Source organism: Nocardia sp. JCM 38205 (genome assembly GCF_058222935.1).
This window is the reverse complement of sequence record NZ_JBYHFL010000001.1, coordinates 216,316-232,688: the sequence shown is the minus strand read 5'-3', so window position 1 is coordinate 232,688 and position 16,373 is coordinate 216,316. Positions and strand designations below refer to the sequence as shown.

The window sequence follows — 16,373 nt, the reverse complement described above, 5'->3', positions numbered from 1 at the left end:
CCTGGTGAGGATGTGAGCGGATCAGTTCGTCTTGGTCATCACGTGCTTGATGCGGGTGTACTCCTCGAGTGCGTAGATCGACATGTCCTTGCCGTATCCGGACTGTTTGAACCCGCCGTGGGGCATCTCCGAGAGGACGGGCATGTGGTCGTTCACCCAGACGCAGCCGAAGTCGAGATCGCGAGCCGCGCGTGCCGCGTGGCTGAGGTTCTGCGTCCAGATCGACGACGCCAGGCCGAACTCCACGTCGTTGGCCCACTCGAAGGCCTGGTCGATATCGTCGGCCCGCTGCACGGTGACGACGGGTCCGAACTGCTCGGTCTGCACGAGCACGTCTGCCTGGCTCGGGTTCGCCACCACCGTGGGCTCGAGGAAGAAGCCGTTGCCGGGCAGTGCCTTGCCGCCGGTCAGTATGGTGCCGTCGGTCTTGGCGAGGACGTCGAGGATGGACTGCCGGTGCGCGGCCGAGATGAGCGGACCCATGTCGATGTCGTCGCCGGCCTGGGGATCGCCGACCCGGATCGCCTGGACCGCGGGCACCAGCGCCTCGAGCAGCCGGTCGTAGATCCCAGGGGTGGCGATCACCCGGCACGCCGCGGTGCAGTCCTGGCCGCTGTTGGCGAAACCCGCGGTGGCGATGCCCGCGACGACCGCGTCGAGATCGGCATCGTCGAGGACGATGACCGGCGCCTTGCCGCCCAGCTCGAGGTGCGTCTGCGCGACGTGGGCCGCGGCCACTTCGGCGATGTGCCGCCCGGTGCTGGTGTCGCCGGTCAGCGAGACCAGGCCGATGCGGCGATCGGCGACCAGGTGGTCGCCGATGTCGGCCGCCGACCCCGACAGCACGTTGAACGCACCGGCCGGGAAGACGTCCTGCGCGAGCGCGGCGATATAGAGGGCGGTCAGCGGGGTCTGGCGGGACGGCTTGAGGATGCTGCAGTTCCCCGCCGCCAGGGCCGGACCGATCTTCCAGGTCGCCATGAGCAGCGGGTAGTTCCAGGGGGCGATGCCCGCGACGACGCCGATCGGCTCGCGCCGGATGTAGGACTCGTAGCCGCGCAGGTACTCACCGCCGGCGCGGCCCTCCATCGTCCGCGCCGCACCCGCGAAGAATCGCAGGTTGTCCACCGCGAAGGGCACCTCGTCGCGGGCGACCGGGAGCGGTTTGCCGACGTTGCGCGACTCCAGCACCGCGATGTGCTCGGCGTGTTCCTCGATCTTGGCCGCCAGGGTCAGCAGCATCTCCGCCCGCTCGCCCGGGGTGGTGCGCCGGAACGAGCGGAATGCCTGCGTGGCCGCGGTCACGGCCGCGTCGATGTCCTCCTTTCCGCTGGCGGGAACCCGGGCAAGGACCTCGCCGGTCGCGGGTTCCAGGACATCGAGCAGCCGTCCGGATTCGGCGGCGACGAGTTCGCCGTTGATGAGGTTGTTCGCGCTGTAGGCACTGGGGTCGAGCATGGTGATCTCCTGTTGTCGGATGCGGTGGGGTGAGGTGGCCGGTGGAACTCAGTCCGGCGGGTCAGCGATCAGCTGTTGTTCGAGCTGGAATTTCTGGATCTTTCCCGTGGCGGTCTTGGGGAGCGTCGCGAACTCGATCCGGTCGGGGACCTTGAACTTCGCCAGGCGATCGAGCAGGTGGGCGCGCAGCTCGCCGCTGCTGAGCTCCGCGCCCGGGCGGAGGGAGACGAACGCCGCGGGGCGCTCGCCCCAGTGCTCGTGGGGAACACCGACCACCGCGGCCTCGAGGACCGCGGGATGCTCGAGGATCGCGCGCTCGATCTCGATGGAGCTGATGTTCTCCCCGCCGGAGATGATGAGGTCCTTCGCGCGATCGCGGATCTCGATATATCCGTCGGAATGCCGGACGGCGAGATCTCCGGTCCGGAACCATCCGTCGGATACCGCCGCCGCGGTGGCCGCCGGGTCACGGTAGTACTCGGCGGTGACGTTGTTCCCCCGCAGCACGATCTCGCCGATCGTCGTCGCGTCGGCGGGTACGTCACCGCCGGCCTCGTCCACCACGCGGACACCGCCGGTGATGATGTTGCCGACGCCCTGGCGTGCGTTGAGCCGATCGCGTTCGGCCTCCGGCGCCGCGTCCCACGCGCGGTCCCACTCGTTGATCACTGCGGGCCCGTAGGTCTCGGTCATGCCGTACAGGTGCGTGACGTCCAGGCCGCAGCTGCGGGCCCGCGCCAGCAGTGCGGGTGCGGGTGGGGCGCCGCCGGTGGCGACCCATACTCTGCGGGGCGAGATCGTCGTCGGCGGGGCCGAGGTGATGGTCGAGATGACGGTCGGCGCAGCGCACAGGTGAGTGACCCCGGCATCGCCGATCGCCGCCCAGATCGCGTCCGCTTCGACCTTGGGCAGGCAGATGTGGGTCGCTCCCGCTGCGGTCACCGCCCACGTGAAGCACCACCCGTTGCAGTGGAACATGGGCAGCGTCCACAGGTAGACCGAGTTGAGGTCCATGCCCGAGTGGAAGGCCATCGCCACGGACTGCAGGTAGGCGCCGCGGTGGGTGTACACCACGCCCTTGGGCTTCCCGGTGGTCCCGGAGGTGTAGTTGATGGCGATCGGTGCGAGCTCATCGTGCGACGAGATGTCCACCGGCGCACCGGAGGACACGATCGCTTCGTATTCCGCACCACCGGCGATCACCGTCATCGGACCCGGGGTCAGCGCGACGGCCTCGAGCGCGAGCGGGGTCAACGGATCGGTCGCGATCAGGACCCGCGCCCCACTGTGGTCGAGGATGAAGGCGATCTCCGTCGCGCTGAGCCGGGCGTTCAGCGGCACCAGGACGCCCGCGGCATAGGGGACCCCGTAGTGGGCTTCGAGCATTTCGAGACTGTTGTGCGAGAGCACCGCGACGCGATCGCCCGGATGGACGCCGCGGCCGACGAGAGCGCCGGCGAGCCTGCGACAGCGTTCGTGCAGCTCGCGGTAGGTGAGCGTGCGCGGGCCGTCGACGACAGCGGTCCGCTCGCCGTGGACCGATGCTGCGCGGTCGAGGAAACGCACCGGAGTCAGCGCGGAGAACGCGTGTGTCACAGCGATCCCGCCTCGGCCAGGTGGGTGCCCTTCGACGCGATCCGGGCGACCGGGAGGTCGCCCATGGAGAGCAATCCGGGGGGAGCGTCGACGACCGCGGTCGCGACGTTCGCCGCTGCCGCGATCGTGCTCACGAACGATTCGAACCCGACGGGTGAGGACAGCTCGATCAGCTGGTCGGAACCCTCGATGCGGTAGTCGTCGCCCGTCCGCACCGGGTCGCTGCCGTCGAAGAAGCCGAACATGATCTCGAGGTCGATCACCGTTCGACCGCCCAGCGTGCCGCGCGCGGCGTGGGTGACGGCGGCGATCTCACCCGGCTCGATGACCACGTGGTCGCCGGTCCGGACGGTCTCGCTGATGATCGCGGGGGAGACCCGGTCGACGACGATCGCGTCGAGCGACCAGCCGAGCCCGGCGGCGAGTGCGCTGATGGCCTGCTCGAAGCCGTAGTGGCCGACCACCGCTCCGCGGGCCCGCGCACCGTCGAACCGCGCCGGCGTGAGCCCGAGGCCGAACTTCGACAGGATCGCGCCGTAGCGCGACATGTTCGTCCGGCGGCGGATGACGACCCGCTCGACACGCTGGGTCAGTGTCGTCAGCAGCAGCGGGAGTGTGTCCATCAGGACGCCGGGGTTCGCGCCCGTCCCGACAACGGTGACGCCGTTGGCCTTCGCGGTCTCATCCAAGCGGCGTGCGATATCGGGATGGCTGGACCACGGGTAGGACAATTCCTCGCAGATGCTCATCACGTTGTAGGACCGTTCGAGCAACGGCACGAGAGTGTCCACGACCAGGCTCAGGTCCGAGGTCGTTGCCACGATGGCCAGATCGGCCGCGGGCAGGCGGGAGGGTTCGTCGATGACGGTGACCCCGCTCGCGCCGAGGCCGGCGAGGGTTCCGAGGTCGGTGCCGACGACGGCGGGATTCCGGTCGGCCGCGCCGACGATCCGCACGTCGGTGCGCCGCAGCAGGGATTCGGCCATGGCTAGCCCGGTGGCGCCGAGGCCGACCACGACGATTGTGTGAGTCAAAGGTCTTGTCCTTCAGGGAGAATGGTTGCCGGCGTCGGCGAGGGGCTATTCCTGGGTTCCCGCAGTCGGTCGGAGTCGCCCGACGACGGGTCCGAGGGCGAGGGAGCCGAGGAGCGCGACGATGATGGCGACGGAGACGCTCTGCTCGGCCCCCGCGAGGAGATCGAGATTGAGCAGCATCGCCGCCAGGATCACGAGCAGTCCGCCGAGGCCGAGCACAGGTGCGACCAGGGTCCGGAAGACCGAGGTGTCGTGGGACTCGCGGCGGAAGAAGGCCAGCACGGCCGAACACGTCAGCACCAGCAGGATCACGTATCCGACCGAGCCGAGCCCTGAGGTCCAGGTGTAGAGCTGACTCATCGGATCGAGGCCGATCGCGACGGCGAGGGCCACGACCACGACCACCGCCGCCGTCACGGCGAGCGAACCCCGGTGCGGTGAATTGTGTTCCGGGTGAACCGCTGCCAGGCGGCGCGGGAGCAGGTCACGCGACGACAGCGACAGGGTGTATCGGGACAGGATGTTGTGCCAGGTCAGAGCCGCGGCGAAAGTGCTGGTGATGAACAGGGGCACGATCAGGTCCGCGCCGACCCGGCCGAGGTACTGCAGCGCGACCGACGACAGCAGCCCCTCGGGATCGGCGGTGGCGGCCGCGACGACCTGACTGTCCCCGATTCCGCTGATCACCGCCCACGAGGTGACCGCGTAGAAAAGGCCGACGACGGTCACGGAGACGACGGTCGCCCGGCGCACGGTGCGCACGGGGTCCTTCGCCTCGTCGCGGAACACGGCGGCGGCCTCGATGCCGATGAAGCTGAGGACGGCGAAGATCAGGGCCACGCCGGGCGCGCCGCTGAAGGCGTCCGAGAGGGAGACGACGCCGTCGGACAGTCCCTCCGGGCCGCCGCCGCGCAGGAGGATCGCGGCGTTCAGCACGACGACGAGGCCGACCTCCGCGGCCAGCAGGACGCCGAGCACCTTCCCCGACACCTCGACGTTGCGGTGCCCGAGGAAGGCGATGATCGCCAGCCCGGCCGCGGCCCACACCCACCACGGCATCGAGGGTCCGCCGTACGTGGTCACCATGGCGTCGGTGCCGATCCCGAGCAGCACGTACAGGCCGATGTAGATGCACGTGTAGGACAGCATGGCCAGGTAGCCGGTGCCGATCCCGGCCATCCGGCCGAGCCCCGCGTGCACGTAGGAGTAGAAGGCTCCCGCGGATCGGACGAAGGGCGTCATGGTGGTGAATCCGATGACGAAGAGCAGGAGCACGGCGAGCGTCGCGAGGTACGCGGTCGGCAGGCCTGCACCGTTGCCCAGCGCGAGCCCGAGCGCCATCGGCCCGCCGACGACGCAGAGCGGGGCCGCGCCCGCGATGATGATGAGCGAGATCGAGACAACGCCGAGCTTGCCGTGCAGGCGGGCCGGATGCTCGGACACAGCGCTCTCGTTGGTGCTGATGGTCATGTCTTCCTTCATGCGATGATTCGCCGCGCTGCCGGGGTCAGGGGATCAGCAGCTGGCGCAGCTGGGCACCGCTGGCGAGATCCGCCAGCGCCTGCGCCGCCTCGTCGAGCGGCCTGCGGGCGGTGATCAGCTCGTCGAGGAGCAGTTCGCCGGTCATGTACAGGTCGACGAGCTTCGGGATGTCGAACTGCGGCCGGATGCTGCCGTAGTTGGAACCGAGGATCCGCGCGTCCATCTCGGCGAGCGCGAGCGGTTCGAAGGAGGCCGTGGCGCCCGCGGCCGGCAGTCCGACGACGACGGCGGCACCGCCGAGGGCGAGTGCGCGGATGGCGGCCTCGGTGGTGGTCACATGCCCGATCGCGTCGAAGGCGAAGTCCACCCCGTCGGGCATCAGGTCGCGCAACGCGTCGACCGCGTCCGCACCGTCGAGGCCGATCGCGTCGGTGGCGCCGAAGGTCTTCGCGAGCGCGGCTCGTTCGGGGGAGCGATCGACGGCGATGATCCGCTCCGCACCCTGCAGGCGGGCGCCCTGAACGATGTTGAGTCCGACTCCGCCGCAGCCGATCACCGCGACGGTGGATCCGGCCGTCACCTTGGCCGTGTTGACGACAGCGCCGACGCCGGTGGCGGCGGCGCACCCCACCAGCGCGATGGATTCCAGCGGTGCGTCGTCGCGGACCTTGATCGCGCCGGTCGCGGGGACGACGACCTCCTCGGCCCACGAAGACACTCCGAGGTAATGGTTGACGCGCTGCCCACCGCGGCTGAGCCGGCTGGTGCCGTCGAGCAGGCTGCCGGTGGTGTTGATGACCGTCGCGACCTGATGGCACCGGGTCTCCCGCCCGGCGCGGCATTCGCGACATTCACCGCAGTACGGGTTCCACGACAGCACGACGTGGTCGCCCACTGCCAGATGCGTGACATCTGGGCCGACCTCGGTGATCACACCCGAGCCCTCGTGACCCGGCACCAGGGGCGCGGGGACCGGCCACTCACCTCGGACGAGGTGCAGTTCCGAGTGACACACGCCCGCCGCCGCGATCTCGACGCGGACCTCGTTGCGCAAGGGCGCTGCGAGGTCGATGTCGGTGATCTCGACGGGGGTGTCCTCGTCGGTGAACAATGCGGCGCGCATGACTCGACTCCTTTTGCGGGGCACGGTGATTGGTTGGAACGCGCACAATCCGTTCCGTCATGGGCCGGCGGCTCAACTGCTGAAGCGGTGTGGCGTGGATCTCACTGTGACGGCTCGGTACGCGGATCGGCCACAGCATGTCTCAACCACTTGTGCGGCGATGCGGTGCGAATTGCACTCCTCGCACCAGTCCTCGTCCGCCGCGGGCCGGGAGGGGTGAGATTTCCACCACCGGGCCCCACAAGACGCTGAGATTCGTTGTGGTGTGCGCCACACGGAGACCGGCAATCTGAATACCTCACGACGCGCTCGGCACAGGAAGGTAGCGAGGGGATGAGCAATACAGCACCCGGCCCGGAGTACTTCGACGTCGTCATCATCGGCGGAGGAATCTCGGGTATCGGCGCCGCGACGTACATCACTCGGGAGTTCCCGAACAAGAAGGTGGTGCTCCTCGAGGGGCGAGATTCCATCGGCGGCACGTGGGATCTGTTCAAGTACCCCGGCATTCGCTCCGATTCGGACCTGCACACCTTCGCGTACGAGTTCAAGAGCTGGAAGGACGAGAACGCGATAGCCGACGCCCCGCTGATCCTCGACTACCTCGCGGAAACCGTCGACGAGTACGGCCTCGCCGATCGCATCCGCTACCGGCACAAGGTGGTCTCGGCCGCATGGTCGAGCGATGACGCCGAGTGGCTGCTCAACGTCGACGTGACAGAGACCGACGGCACCGTGCGCCGGGATGTCGTCAAGGCTGGCTGGGTGTTCGGCGCCACCGGCTACTACGACTACGAGAAGGGCTTCACCCCGGAGTTCCCTGGCCGTGAAGACTTCACCGGCGACATCATCCACCCGCAGCACTGGCCCGAGGGCTACGACTACTCCGGTAAGAAGGTCGTGGTGATCGGCAGCGGCGCCACCGCGATCACGCTGATCCCGTCCATGCTCAAGGGCGACGGCGCGGCCGCGCACGTCACGATGCTGCAGCGCACGCCGACCTACATCCTGACGCTGCCGCGGGTGGACTCCCTGAGTCTGAAGCTCACCCGCCTGCTCGGCGAGCGCGGCGGCTACCTGGCGACCCGGTGGAAGAACATCCTCACCGACTGGACCGTTGTCCAGCTGCTGACTCGGTTCCCGAACGCCTCCCGCCGCTTCATCCGCAGCGTCAACGTCAAGGAGCTGCCCGCAGGCTTCGACGTCGACAAGCACTTCAACCCGCCGTACAACCCGTGGGAGCAGCGCCTCTGTCTCGCGCCCGACGGCGACTTCTTCCAGGCCATCCGCGACGGCGGCGCCTCGGTGGTGACCGACCGCATTCGCCGATTCACCGCCAACGGTATCGAACTCGAGTCCGGCGAGCACTTGGACGCCGACGTCATCATCACCGCGACCGGGCTGAACCTGCGCCTCTTCGGCGGCATCGACCTCACCGTGGACGGGCGCCCCGTCGACCTGCCCAACACCGTGGTGTACCGCGGCATGATGCTCTCCGGCGTGCCGAACTGGATGAACGCGATCGGCTACACCAAGTCGTCCTGGACGCTCAAGATCGGACTGCTCGGCAAGAGCATCATCGAGTTGCTGCGCCACATGGACACCCACGGCTACGACACCGCCGTCCCGCACGCACCCGCAGGCGTCGGCACCCGCTCCATGCTCGATCTCAACTCGGGCTACATGCAGCGCGCCAAGAACGATCTGCCGCGCCAGGGCGACGCCATGCCCTGGAAGACGGAGAACGTCTTTCTCGATGACCGGAAGATGTATCGCGGCTCCGTGATCGATCAGAACCTCCGGTTCAGCTCCCGCCTCGAGCGCGAGCTCAGCGGCCGAACCGTCGTGGAAGCAGCACGGTCATGACCGTGACCGCGCAGGCTGCCGCGCCCGCACAGGCGCCCGCCGCGCTGAGCGTCGCCGAGCGGCTGCAGCGCACCGCGTTCACCGCGCTCGGCAGCATCCCCGGCGGTCTGCTCCGCCGGATCGCGCCGCGGGTGGTCAACGCCGACGGCGACGTGATGGCGCCCGAGATCGCGCTACTGCTGAAGGCCACCGCAAGCGCACCGGACTTCAGCGACGGCACTCCGGAACAGGCGCGAGCGATGGTCGCGAACGACTCGCGGGTGTTCGCCGACAAGGCACCAGCGGGCGTGCGGGTCGAGCCCGAGATCGTGCTGCCGACCGGCCTGCGCGCGACCATGTATCGGCCGGCGGCGCCCTCGAATGCCCTGGTCCTGTTCCTGCACGGCGGAGGTTTCGTCCTGAGCAGCAGGCAGGACTACGACGTGCCCGTCCGCTTGATCGCCGACGGTGCGGGCGTCAACGTGCTCTCGGTCGAGTACGGCTTGGCGCCGGAATCGCCGTTCCCCGGGCCCGTCGACGACGCGGTCACCGCCTGGCGGTTCGCCGTCGAGCACTGCGCCCAGTGGGGGGTCAACCCCGCGCGGATCGTGCTGCTCGGCGACAGCGCAGGCGGCAACCTGTGCGCCGTGTTGGCCAACATCGTGGCGGGCGAACAGGTCCGGCCCTTCCTGCAGGTGCTCATGTACCCGGTCGTGGACGCGGTGGGAAACTACGCCTCGCGCAAGGAGTTCGCCGACAACGCGGCACTGTCGGCCAAGCAGATCGACTGGCTGACGGACCTGTACCTGCCGGACCGGACATACGCACTCGACCCGCGGGTTTCACCGATCCTCGCCGACGACCTGTCCGGCACGCCGCCGACGCTGATCACCGTGGCCGGTTTCGATCCCCTCCGGGACGAGGCGCTCGCCTACGCCGCGCGACTCGAGGAGGCAGGCATCCCGGTTCGTGTCTTCCGGGAGAGCGGCCTGGTGCACGGCTATGTCTCGATGACGCGCATCAGCCCCACGGCCCGCGCTGCGCTCGATCGGGTCACCGACGCTGTCCGTACCGCACTCGAGGAGTCCTGATGAGCACCACCCGCATGATTCTCGTCCTGCTCGCCGACCTCGCGATGGTCGGGGCCGGGTTCTACTACGGCATCAGGTTGCTCCGCGGCTTCCGCAACTTCCTCCTCGGTCTCGAATGGGTCGTGATGGCGGTGTCCGGCGTGAACGTGCTGTACCTCGCCGCGATCAACGTGGATCACGAGAGCCTCAGCTACCACGCCATGGTCTTCTTCGACGCCTTCTCCCGCTCGTTCGGTATGACGGTGATCCTCGTCGTCGGCCTGATGGCGGTGACGCACCGATACCGCCCGAGCTGGGTGGTGGAGGCCCTCGCCATCGTGGCCGGTATCGCGGTGGGCCTCAACCGTGCCCTCGAGCCCCGGCCGGTGGAACCGAGCTGGGCGATCTTCTACCTCGTGATGAACCTCGCCGCCGCGCTGTTCGTGTTCGTCTACCTGGTGCCGAAGCTGTGGCGCGGGGGCGATCGCGGTAACGCGACCTGGGTGGCGGTGGGCGCCGCGCTCGGCGCCTACGTGGCCATCATCTACGACTACTTCCCGATCCCCGGCGACGACGCGGAGCACACGCTGTTCTACATCATCTCACTGACGATCTGGGCACTGATGATCGTGACCTTCTCGCGCGGCTACCTCGCCCTCGAACGGCTCAACGCGCACGCGGACGCGCGCACGTCGGCTCTGGAAGCGGCATCGCCCTCCGCTCGGTGATCAAGAACTGAAATCCTCGAGCCTGCCCGGCTTTTGAAGAAAGGCGCTGGTCGTCCATGGCCCTGGAATCGTCACGGACCGCATTCGAACGAGCCCGCCGCAGCGTCGGCGGCGGCGTGGGGTCCGGCCTGCGCGCCGCGATGCGTCCCCATCCGCTCTTCGTGCGAGAAGCACGGGGCGCGCACCTGTGGGACCTGGACGGCGACCGCTACGTCGACTACGTGATGGCCTGGGGCCCGCTCGTGCTCGGACACAGCGATCCGCGCATCCTGTCCGCGGTGTCCGAGGCCGCGACGAAGATGCAGGTCGTCGGCACGGGTCACGCCCTCGAATATCTCGCCGCGGAAGCGGTTCTCGATGCCGTACCGCATGGCGAGCGGCTGCTGTGGAGCAATACCGGAACCGAAGCGGTGCAGGTCGCGCTGCGGCTCGCCCGAGCCGCGACCGGGCGGCGTCGCGTCCTCAAGTTCGCCAAGAGCTACCACGGCTGGCACGACACCGTCTACGCCGGGATGTCCGAGGACGACAGCGACCGACCCGCGCGCCCGGGCAGCAAAGGCCAATCGCCCAGCGTTCTGGACGATCTGGTCGTGGCGCGCTTCAACGACGTCCACCTGGCCGAGCGTCTCCTGCGCGAGTCCAGCGAACGGGACATCGCGGCGGTGCTCATCGACCCGGTGATGAGCAACGCCGGTGTCGAGGCGCCCGCGCCGGAGTTCCTGTCCACGCTGCGAGATCTCTGTGACCGCCACGGCGTCGTCCTCGTTTTCGACGAGGTGATCGCCGGGTTCCGGATCGCACGTGGCGGCGCCGCCGAGAAATACGGTGTGCTCCCCGACCTGTCGGTCTTCGGAAAGGCGATGGCCGGCGGATTCACCCAGAGCGCCGTCGTCGGCCGAGCGGACCTGGTCGACCAGGTGACCAACGGCGTCACCCACGCCGGCACCTTCAACGCCAACCCCATCGCACTCGCAGCCGTCGAGGCGACGATGCGCGTACTGGCCGACCCCGATGTCTACGAGGAACTCGAGACGATCTCCGCCGAGTTCCACTCCGTCGTCGGCACTGTTCTCGGTTCGGTTCCCGGCAGCGGCAGCTTCAACCGCGTCGGCTCGCTCCTCCAATACGTGCCCGCGGGCGGGACCACCGGACTCCACGGCACCGGCGGGCTCTGGACAACGATCATGGAAGGGATGCTGCGGCAGGGTTTCCTGTTCATGCCTTCCGGCAAAATATTCCTCAGCACAGCGCACACCACCGCCGACGTCGAGGCAACGGCCGCGGCACTCCTCCAAGTCATTTCGCCTTCTTCCAGCCGAGACGGAACCGACCTCACCGTCGACTGAAAGCGCTGATTCGGCTGCGGAGCAGCGAGGGTCGGCTCAGACGATTCGCCTCGCGTTGGAGTTCCAATATCCTTGTTGGATATGCGACCCGAATCCTGTTGTCGTAGTTGGTCGTGAAACGTCGGGGCAGAGCAGCTTTCGGTATTTCCGTTCCCGGTGTCGATCTCGACCGGCCGGTGCCCCCGTGGGGTGTGTCCGTGCTGGGTTACGCGGCGCACGGGTCGCCTCGATCTGCTAAGAGGCGTATGTTCTCGCAACCGCGGGTTTGGTGACTGGCTGTCCGGCGACGACATGCTGGGCTCTCGCCGACCACTTGGACGCCGAGTATCCGGCTGTCCGGGGGCGGATTGCCCACTCGTCGATCGACCTCAGGGGGAGTGCACGGCTGACGTCGACAACGGCGGGGTCGTACACGACAGGCGGCGGGGGGTATCCGGCGACGATGAGCGAGGACAGCAGGTTTTCGGAAGCACGTTGCTGATCTGCCGGTAAGGATCGTCGGTGACTTCGACACCGAGGAGAACGATGCGACGACATTGCTGGGGCCGGCTCCTGCTGGTGTGTGCCGCGGTTGTGAACCAATCGCCGGCCACGGCTGTCTTCTCGATCGATCGTGCATGCGCTATGGACGAGCGCGGACCCGTCGATGATGATGTCAGGCTCCTCCTGCGCCACCGCGGACTGCTGTTCGCGATCCTGAGTTATGAAAACCGGGCAGTCTACGGCGGTTTCGGACTGGCGATGGCGATGGCCCTGATCTGGTCGGCCGTCGGCGACGGGGCGATGCACGGCGGTGCGACATTGACAGTGGGTACGGTGCTGGCCGGAATGGCGATCGGCGCGTCCGTCGTGTGCACGGCGGCGGAAGCAGGGCCGCGATCGTGACCACCACAGCAGGCGATGCCATCACACCGACGACCGCGACGGCGCGGCGCCGCGTGGTGTGGCTGTGGCCGGGCCAGGCTGCCTACTTCGGCCCGTCCTTCCACCTCGACACACATTCCGCCGCTGTCCATACTCTGGCATTCGGGATCGATGCCGCCTTCACCATCACAACGAGCCGGAGGCCGGCTCGGCGGCTTCGCAGCGTGTTGATACCAGCGCGGATGCCGCACCGGATCGAAGGCAGCGGGCGAATGCTGTTCTTCTACCTGGATGCGGACAGCGGCTGCATCGAGTTAGGCCCGGTTCTGGCGGTACGGGGCCGTGTGGGAACCCTGGGCCGAACGAGCTCTGCTGCGGGTGATTCGGGGAAGGCCCGTGTTGGTGGGGCGGTGGGATCGGCTGCATCGGTTCCATCCGTCGGCTGGGTATGGGGAATGGGTGCGCGCAGCAGACGGCTTGGGCGCTTCAGGTCTCGCTCGGTCGCGGGGGCTGCGTGATATCTGTCCAGCGTTGGCCGTCGAACCACCGCGTGGAACCGGCGGCGTCGACATACCAGCCCGGCGGCGGCGCGGTGGGCGAGACAGGCGCAGGGGGCATGACGACGACGGTGGGCTCACGCTTTTCTCCCAGGCGAAACAAGGCACGCAACACCAAGAAGACGAACAGTAGTCCCACGCCGATCATCAGGACGATGAGAGTGCCGACGGTGTTCCAGTCATTCTGTGCGCCGTACCAGACGACGAACACGATCAAGAACAGCGCCGACAAGCCTTCGGCTTGTCCCTTGCTCCACTTCGGTTTGCTGCCAGGCAGCGGGGGAGTGCCAGCAGGTTCATATGCCGGTGGGCCTGGGAGCGGCGCGCTGGCCGGCGGTGGCGGCGAATTCATTGAATGTCCCTGTTCGGGTGAAGGTTTAACGACTGAGATTACCGCGTGAAGGGCGTTGCTGGAAGCCTTGCGCTGAGTTTGCCGTTCCGGCGCCGACAGGGCCGCAGCCGATCCGCTCAGCGGTTGGCTCGTGCCGTGCCGGAGCCGACTGGGACCGCGTTTACCGCATCATCGCTGAGACGCCATCTTGCCGGGGCCCTTCCGCCAACACTGAACAGGTGGTTGCTCGTGCCGGGGGAACGACCATTGGTGGCAGGGCGCGTGTCCGTCATTCACCGGACAGACGGGGCGATTTCACCGGCGGATACTTCCGGCATGTTCATCCGTGCATATACCGCGTCGCTGGTGGCGGTCGTCGCCGCGCTGCTTGTTTCGTGTTCTGGCCTCGACTCGATTCGCGATGGGCTGGGCATCGGCGGACCTGGATGCGTCGACGCCGCGGGCGATAATTCGTCGGTCGAGGACCTGGCGGACGCGTTGATGCGCGCTTCCTTCACCGATCCCCGGACCGGGGAGCGGACCAGCCTCGAGGAGCAGGCGCGCGAGATGGTCGCTGACGGCGGTGGCGTGCTTGGGTTGTCATTGCCGATCGACACGTCGCCGGGAGGTATCCGCGCGAAGGTCATCGACAGTTTGTATACCGCGGTTCCGGACGGAGGTGATGCGCGATTCGCGGCCGCGGTGTGCGGCTATGACGCTTCGGTGCTCCGGAATCTGGGGTTGATGTGGGAAGACGCCGAGCTCGTCGCCGGCACACCGCATCTCCTGCGGGCCAGCGGGCGAATGGTGTGCGGCTCGATCGAGGGAGTGACCGCTGACGATTACCTCGCGGAAACTGATGAGCAGGCTGATGCGGCTCGGGCAGATCCACAGAAGTTTGTCGATGGGGAGGTCCGAAAGATCGAGACCGCGCTGGCAGGGATGAACGACGACGCGACCCTGTCGGAGGCAGCGCGCCAGCTTCGTTCCGACTTCGAGAACTCGATCCGCATGCTGCGAGAGCAGGATCCCCAGGCGATCGCCGACGGACTGCATATGTATCGGGAGTTTCAATGGCTCGCCGTGGAGCATGTGTGCCCGCGGACGAGCGTGCTCGGCTTCGGCCAGGCGTGCGGGACGGTTCCTTCGCCGCTGGGACATGCTCCGTTGACGGTCAGGACTCATTCCGGCCCGGTGACCTGCACCGAAGCGCTCGATGTCGTGCGCCGGCAAAATGCCGGGGGATACGCGGCCACCGCACCGTGGACCTGCGAATACAACTCCGACGAAGACACCAGCGATCAGGTGATGATGCACTGCTTCAACGGGCACGCCCGCATCGTGGTACCCCGCCGACCGGCCTGACACCGGGGTCGGCCGAAGGCCCCAGTACAACCGACGGTCACGCCGTTGCCGGTCGCGGACCGGCCGCGCATCACCGAGACGAGTGTTATGTCGGCGCGGTCATGGCGCGAAAGGCGGGCCCGACCGATGTTTCGGTGGATCCGCCGGTTCAGCCGAGGACATGCGGTCAGTAACGCGGTCCGGGGAAAGACCCGTCGATGTCAGGTATCACCACGAATTCCGGGCACGTCGACAACCCGTAAACGTTGGGTTTGCCGGGATGGTGTGCGGTGCCGTCGAGTATCAGGGTGTCGAGCACGCAGTTGCTGGAGCCGACGGCGCTCGGAGCCTTGGCCACGACTGTTGCGTTGCCGATCCGCCCGACGGGCAGTACCTGCCAGCCTTTGCTGACCACGGCGCTGTCGGACACCCTGATCACCGGCGAGTCCGAGGAGTTGCGAACGTAGAGGTGTCCGTCGTAGAGGGCCACGCTGTCGGTGCGCAACCCGGACGTGCGCTCGGCATCGATCACGAGCTTCTCTTGCCAGGTTGTGCGATCGAGCACCTTGAACATGGGTTTCCCGGCTACCGAATACTTCACCACTATCAACGTGGACATGGGGTCCGGGAGCAGGCCGCGCGCGTCGTGTAGCGCGGCCGGGGCGGCATCGGGAACTGTGCCGGTGACCTCGTCGAACCACAGCATTCCCTCCGGGCGTTCGAACCCGTATCCGGAGTCGGTGACGGTCGCAAGCGTGGTGCCGACGGGGTTTCCGGTCGGCGGCGGTTGGTACCGGAGTGCACCGTCGGCCGTGGTGACGACAGCTAATTCGCCGGGCAGAGGGCGCAATTGCCCGCGCGTGTGACCAGATAGGTCGTGTTCGTCGATGCCGCGACGGTGCCGGGCATCGACAAGGCATCGTGTAGATCGGTGCCTTGATATGCCCGGATCTCAGGAGATTTCCGACCTCGGAGGTCGAAGGAGACCGCGACGCCGGCTGCCGTTCCGTGCAGGCTGATATCGACCGGGCGCTCCCGCCCCGACCACACGGTCACCCTTGCTTCGGGTTCGTCCTCACCGAGGCGGTAGGAGATCAGTGTGAGCTGGTGCGCCTCGGGTTCGAGTCCTGACGACGGTTTGAGCGATGCCACGGCGAACGCGACTCGAACATTTTGGCCGTCGCCGAAAGTCGCGCAGATACCGCTGTTTCCGGGCTCTACCTTGTCGCCAGACAAGGTGGGTAGGGCGAATTCATGCGCGCGGCTTGCATCCTGTGGCAGTCGGACGACTGCGGCAGCAGGGGAGGACGCGGAGGTGGTGAACTGGTGGTCGCAATGCCACGCCATCACGCCACGCCGCATCGTCACGGGCACGAAGTCCGGATTCCCCACAGTCACAGTTGTGGCAGTCGCACGCGTTGGTGTCGCTGTGGATGAATGAGCGGCCACGGTTGGCGTGACCCCAGACGTCCCGGGCGACTCGCCGGTGCATGCCGCGACCGTGAGCAGAGCGATTGCTGTCGAGCCGATTCGGAGGCGGGCCGAGCTTCGCATGCTGTCCTCATATTGTTGGTTCCAGTTCTTGCCGGCTGGAC

Annotated in this window: 14 protein-coding genes; 6 read left to right on the top strand and 8 right to left on the bottom strand. The window is 67.6% G+C overall.

Features of this window, described 5'->3' with window-relative positions:
• Positions 1 to 21: 21 nt before the first annotated feature.
• From AC4HOU_RS01130 to AC4HOU_RS01110, 5 genes are read right to left on the bottom strand one after another with little or no spacing between them, the layout of a single operon-like run.
• Complete coding sequence (locus tag AC4HOU_RS01130; RefSeq protein WP_195019387.1) at positions 22 to 1,458, bottom strand: gamma-aminobutyraldehyde dehydrogenase; 1,437 nt, start codon at positions 1,456 to 1,458, stop codon at positions 22 to 24.
• 48 nt (positions 1,459 to 1,506) lie between these two features.
• Positions 1,507 to 3,054: an AMP-binding protein gene (locus AC4HOU_RS01125; RefSeq protein ID WP_195019386.1), complete on the bottom strand. Its 1,548-nt coding sequence runs from the start codon at positions 3,052 to 3,054 to the stop codon at positions 1,507 to 1,509.
• Complete coding sequence (locus AC4HOU_RS01120; protein ID WP_195019385.1) at positions 3,051 to 4,088, bottom strand: dihydrodipicolinate reductase; 1,038 nt, start codon at positions 4,086 to 4,088, stop codon at positions 3,051 to 3,053. The genes AC4HOU_RS01125 and AC4HOU_RS01120 overlap by 4 nt, the downstream gene beginning before the upstream one ends.
• A 45-nt stretch (positions 4,089 to 4,133) precedes the next feature.
• Complete coding sequence (locus tag AC4HOU_RS01115) at positions 4,134 to 5,558, bottom strand: APC family permease (protein WP_195019384.1); 1,425 nt, start codon at positions 5,556 to 5,558, stop codon at positions 4,134 to 4,136.
• Positions 5,559 to 5,595: 37 nt separating this feature from the next.
• Positions 5,596 to 6,693: a zinc-binding dehydrogenase gene (locus AC4HOU_RS01110; protein WP_195019383.1), complete on the bottom strand. Its 1,098-nt coding sequence runs from the start codon at positions 6,691 to 6,693 to the stop codon at positions 5,596 to 5,598.
• Between the two features lie 333 nt (positions 6,694 to 7,026).
• Between AC4HOU_RS01110 and AC4HOU_RS01105 the strand changes: the two genes are divergently transcribed.
• The 5 genes from AC4HOU_RS01105 (at position 7,027) to AC4HOU_RS01085 (ending at position 12,567) form a co-directional block, all read left to right on the top strand.
• Complete coding sequence (locus tag AC4HOU_RS01105) at positions 7,027 to 8,559, top strand: flavin-containing monooxygenase (RefSeq protein ID WP_195019382.1); 1,533 nt, start codon at positions 7,027 to 7,029, stop codon at positions 8,557 to 8,559.
• Entirely contained in the window at positions 8,556 to 9,629 is a 1,074-nt protein-coding gene (locus AC4HOU_RS01100) for an alpha/beta hydrolase fold domain-containing protein (protein ID WP_490723998.1), read from the top strand. The genes AC4HOU_RS01105 and AC4HOU_RS01100 overlap by 4 nt, the downstream gene beginning before the upstream one ends.
• The gene (locus AC4HOU_RS01095) at positions 9,629 to 10,336 is read left to right on the top strand and encodes a hypothetical protein (RefSeq protein ID WP_194992580.1); all 708 of its coding nucleotides are present in this window, start codon (positions 9,629 to 9,631) and stop codon (positions 10,334 to 10,336) included. Before AC4HOU_RS01100 ends, AC4HOU_RS01095 begins: the two co-directional genes overlap by 1 nt.
• Positions 10,337 to 10,392: 56 nt before the next feature.
• Positions 10,393 to 11,682 (top strand): aspartate aminotransferase family protein, encoded by a 1,290-nt coding sequence (locus tag AC4HOU_RS01090; protein ID WP_195007121.1) that lies wholly within the window; start codon positions 10,393 to 10,395, stop codon positions 11,680 to 11,682.
• A gap of 501 nt (positions 11,683 to 12,183) precedes the next feature.
• Positions 12,184 to 12,567: a hypothetical protein gene (locus AC4HOU_RS01085; protein ID WP_195019380.1), complete on the top strand. Its 384-nt coding sequence runs from the start codon at positions 12,184 to 12,186 to the stop codon at positions 12,565 to 12,567.
• Between the two features lie 465 nt (positions 12,568 to 13,032).
• Here the strand turns inward: AC4HOU_RS01085 and AC4HOU_RS01080 are convergent, their stop codons facing one another.
• Positions 13,033 to 13,335 carry a DUF2510 domain-containing protein gene (locus AC4HOU_RS01080; RefSeq protein WP_228815080.1) on the bottom strand — a complete coding sequence of 101 codons (303 nt, stop codon included), beginning with the start codon at positions 13,333 to 13,335 and terminating at the stop codon, positions 13,033 to 13,035.
• Between the two features lie 435 nt (positions 13,336 to 13,770).
• Here AC4HOU_RS01080 and AC4HOU_RS01075 point away from each other — a divergent pair, with 435 nt between their 5' ends.
• Complete coding sequence (locus AC4HOU_RS01075; protein ID WP_194992310.1) at positions 13,771 to 14,799, top strand: hypothetical protein; 1,029 nt, start codon at positions 13,771 to 13,773, stop codon at positions 14,797 to 14,799.
• A 166-nt stretch (positions 14,800 to 14,965) separates the two neighbouring features.
• Here AC4HOU_RS01075 and AC4HOU_RS01070 read toward each other — a convergent pair whose 3' ends face one another.
• Both AC4HOU_RS01070 and AC4HOU_RS01065 read right to left on the bottom strand, forming a co-directional pair.
• The gene (locus AC4HOU_RS01070) at positions 14,966 to 15,628 is read right to left on the bottom strand and encodes a hypothetical protein (RefSeq protein WP_194992311.1); all 663 of its coding nucleotides are present in this window, start codon (positions 15,626 to 15,628) and stop codon (positions 14,966 to 14,968) included.
• Positions 15,604 to 16,170, bottom strand: coding sequence for a hypothetical protein (locus AC4HOU_RS01065; RefSeq protein ID WP_194992312.1), 567 nt, complete (start codon positions 16,168 to 16,170; stop codon positions 15,604 to 15,606). The genes AC4HOU_RS01070 and AC4HOU_RS01065 overlap by 25 nt, the downstream gene beginning before the upstream one ends.
• Positions 16,171 to 16,373 lie beyond the last annotated feature (203 nt).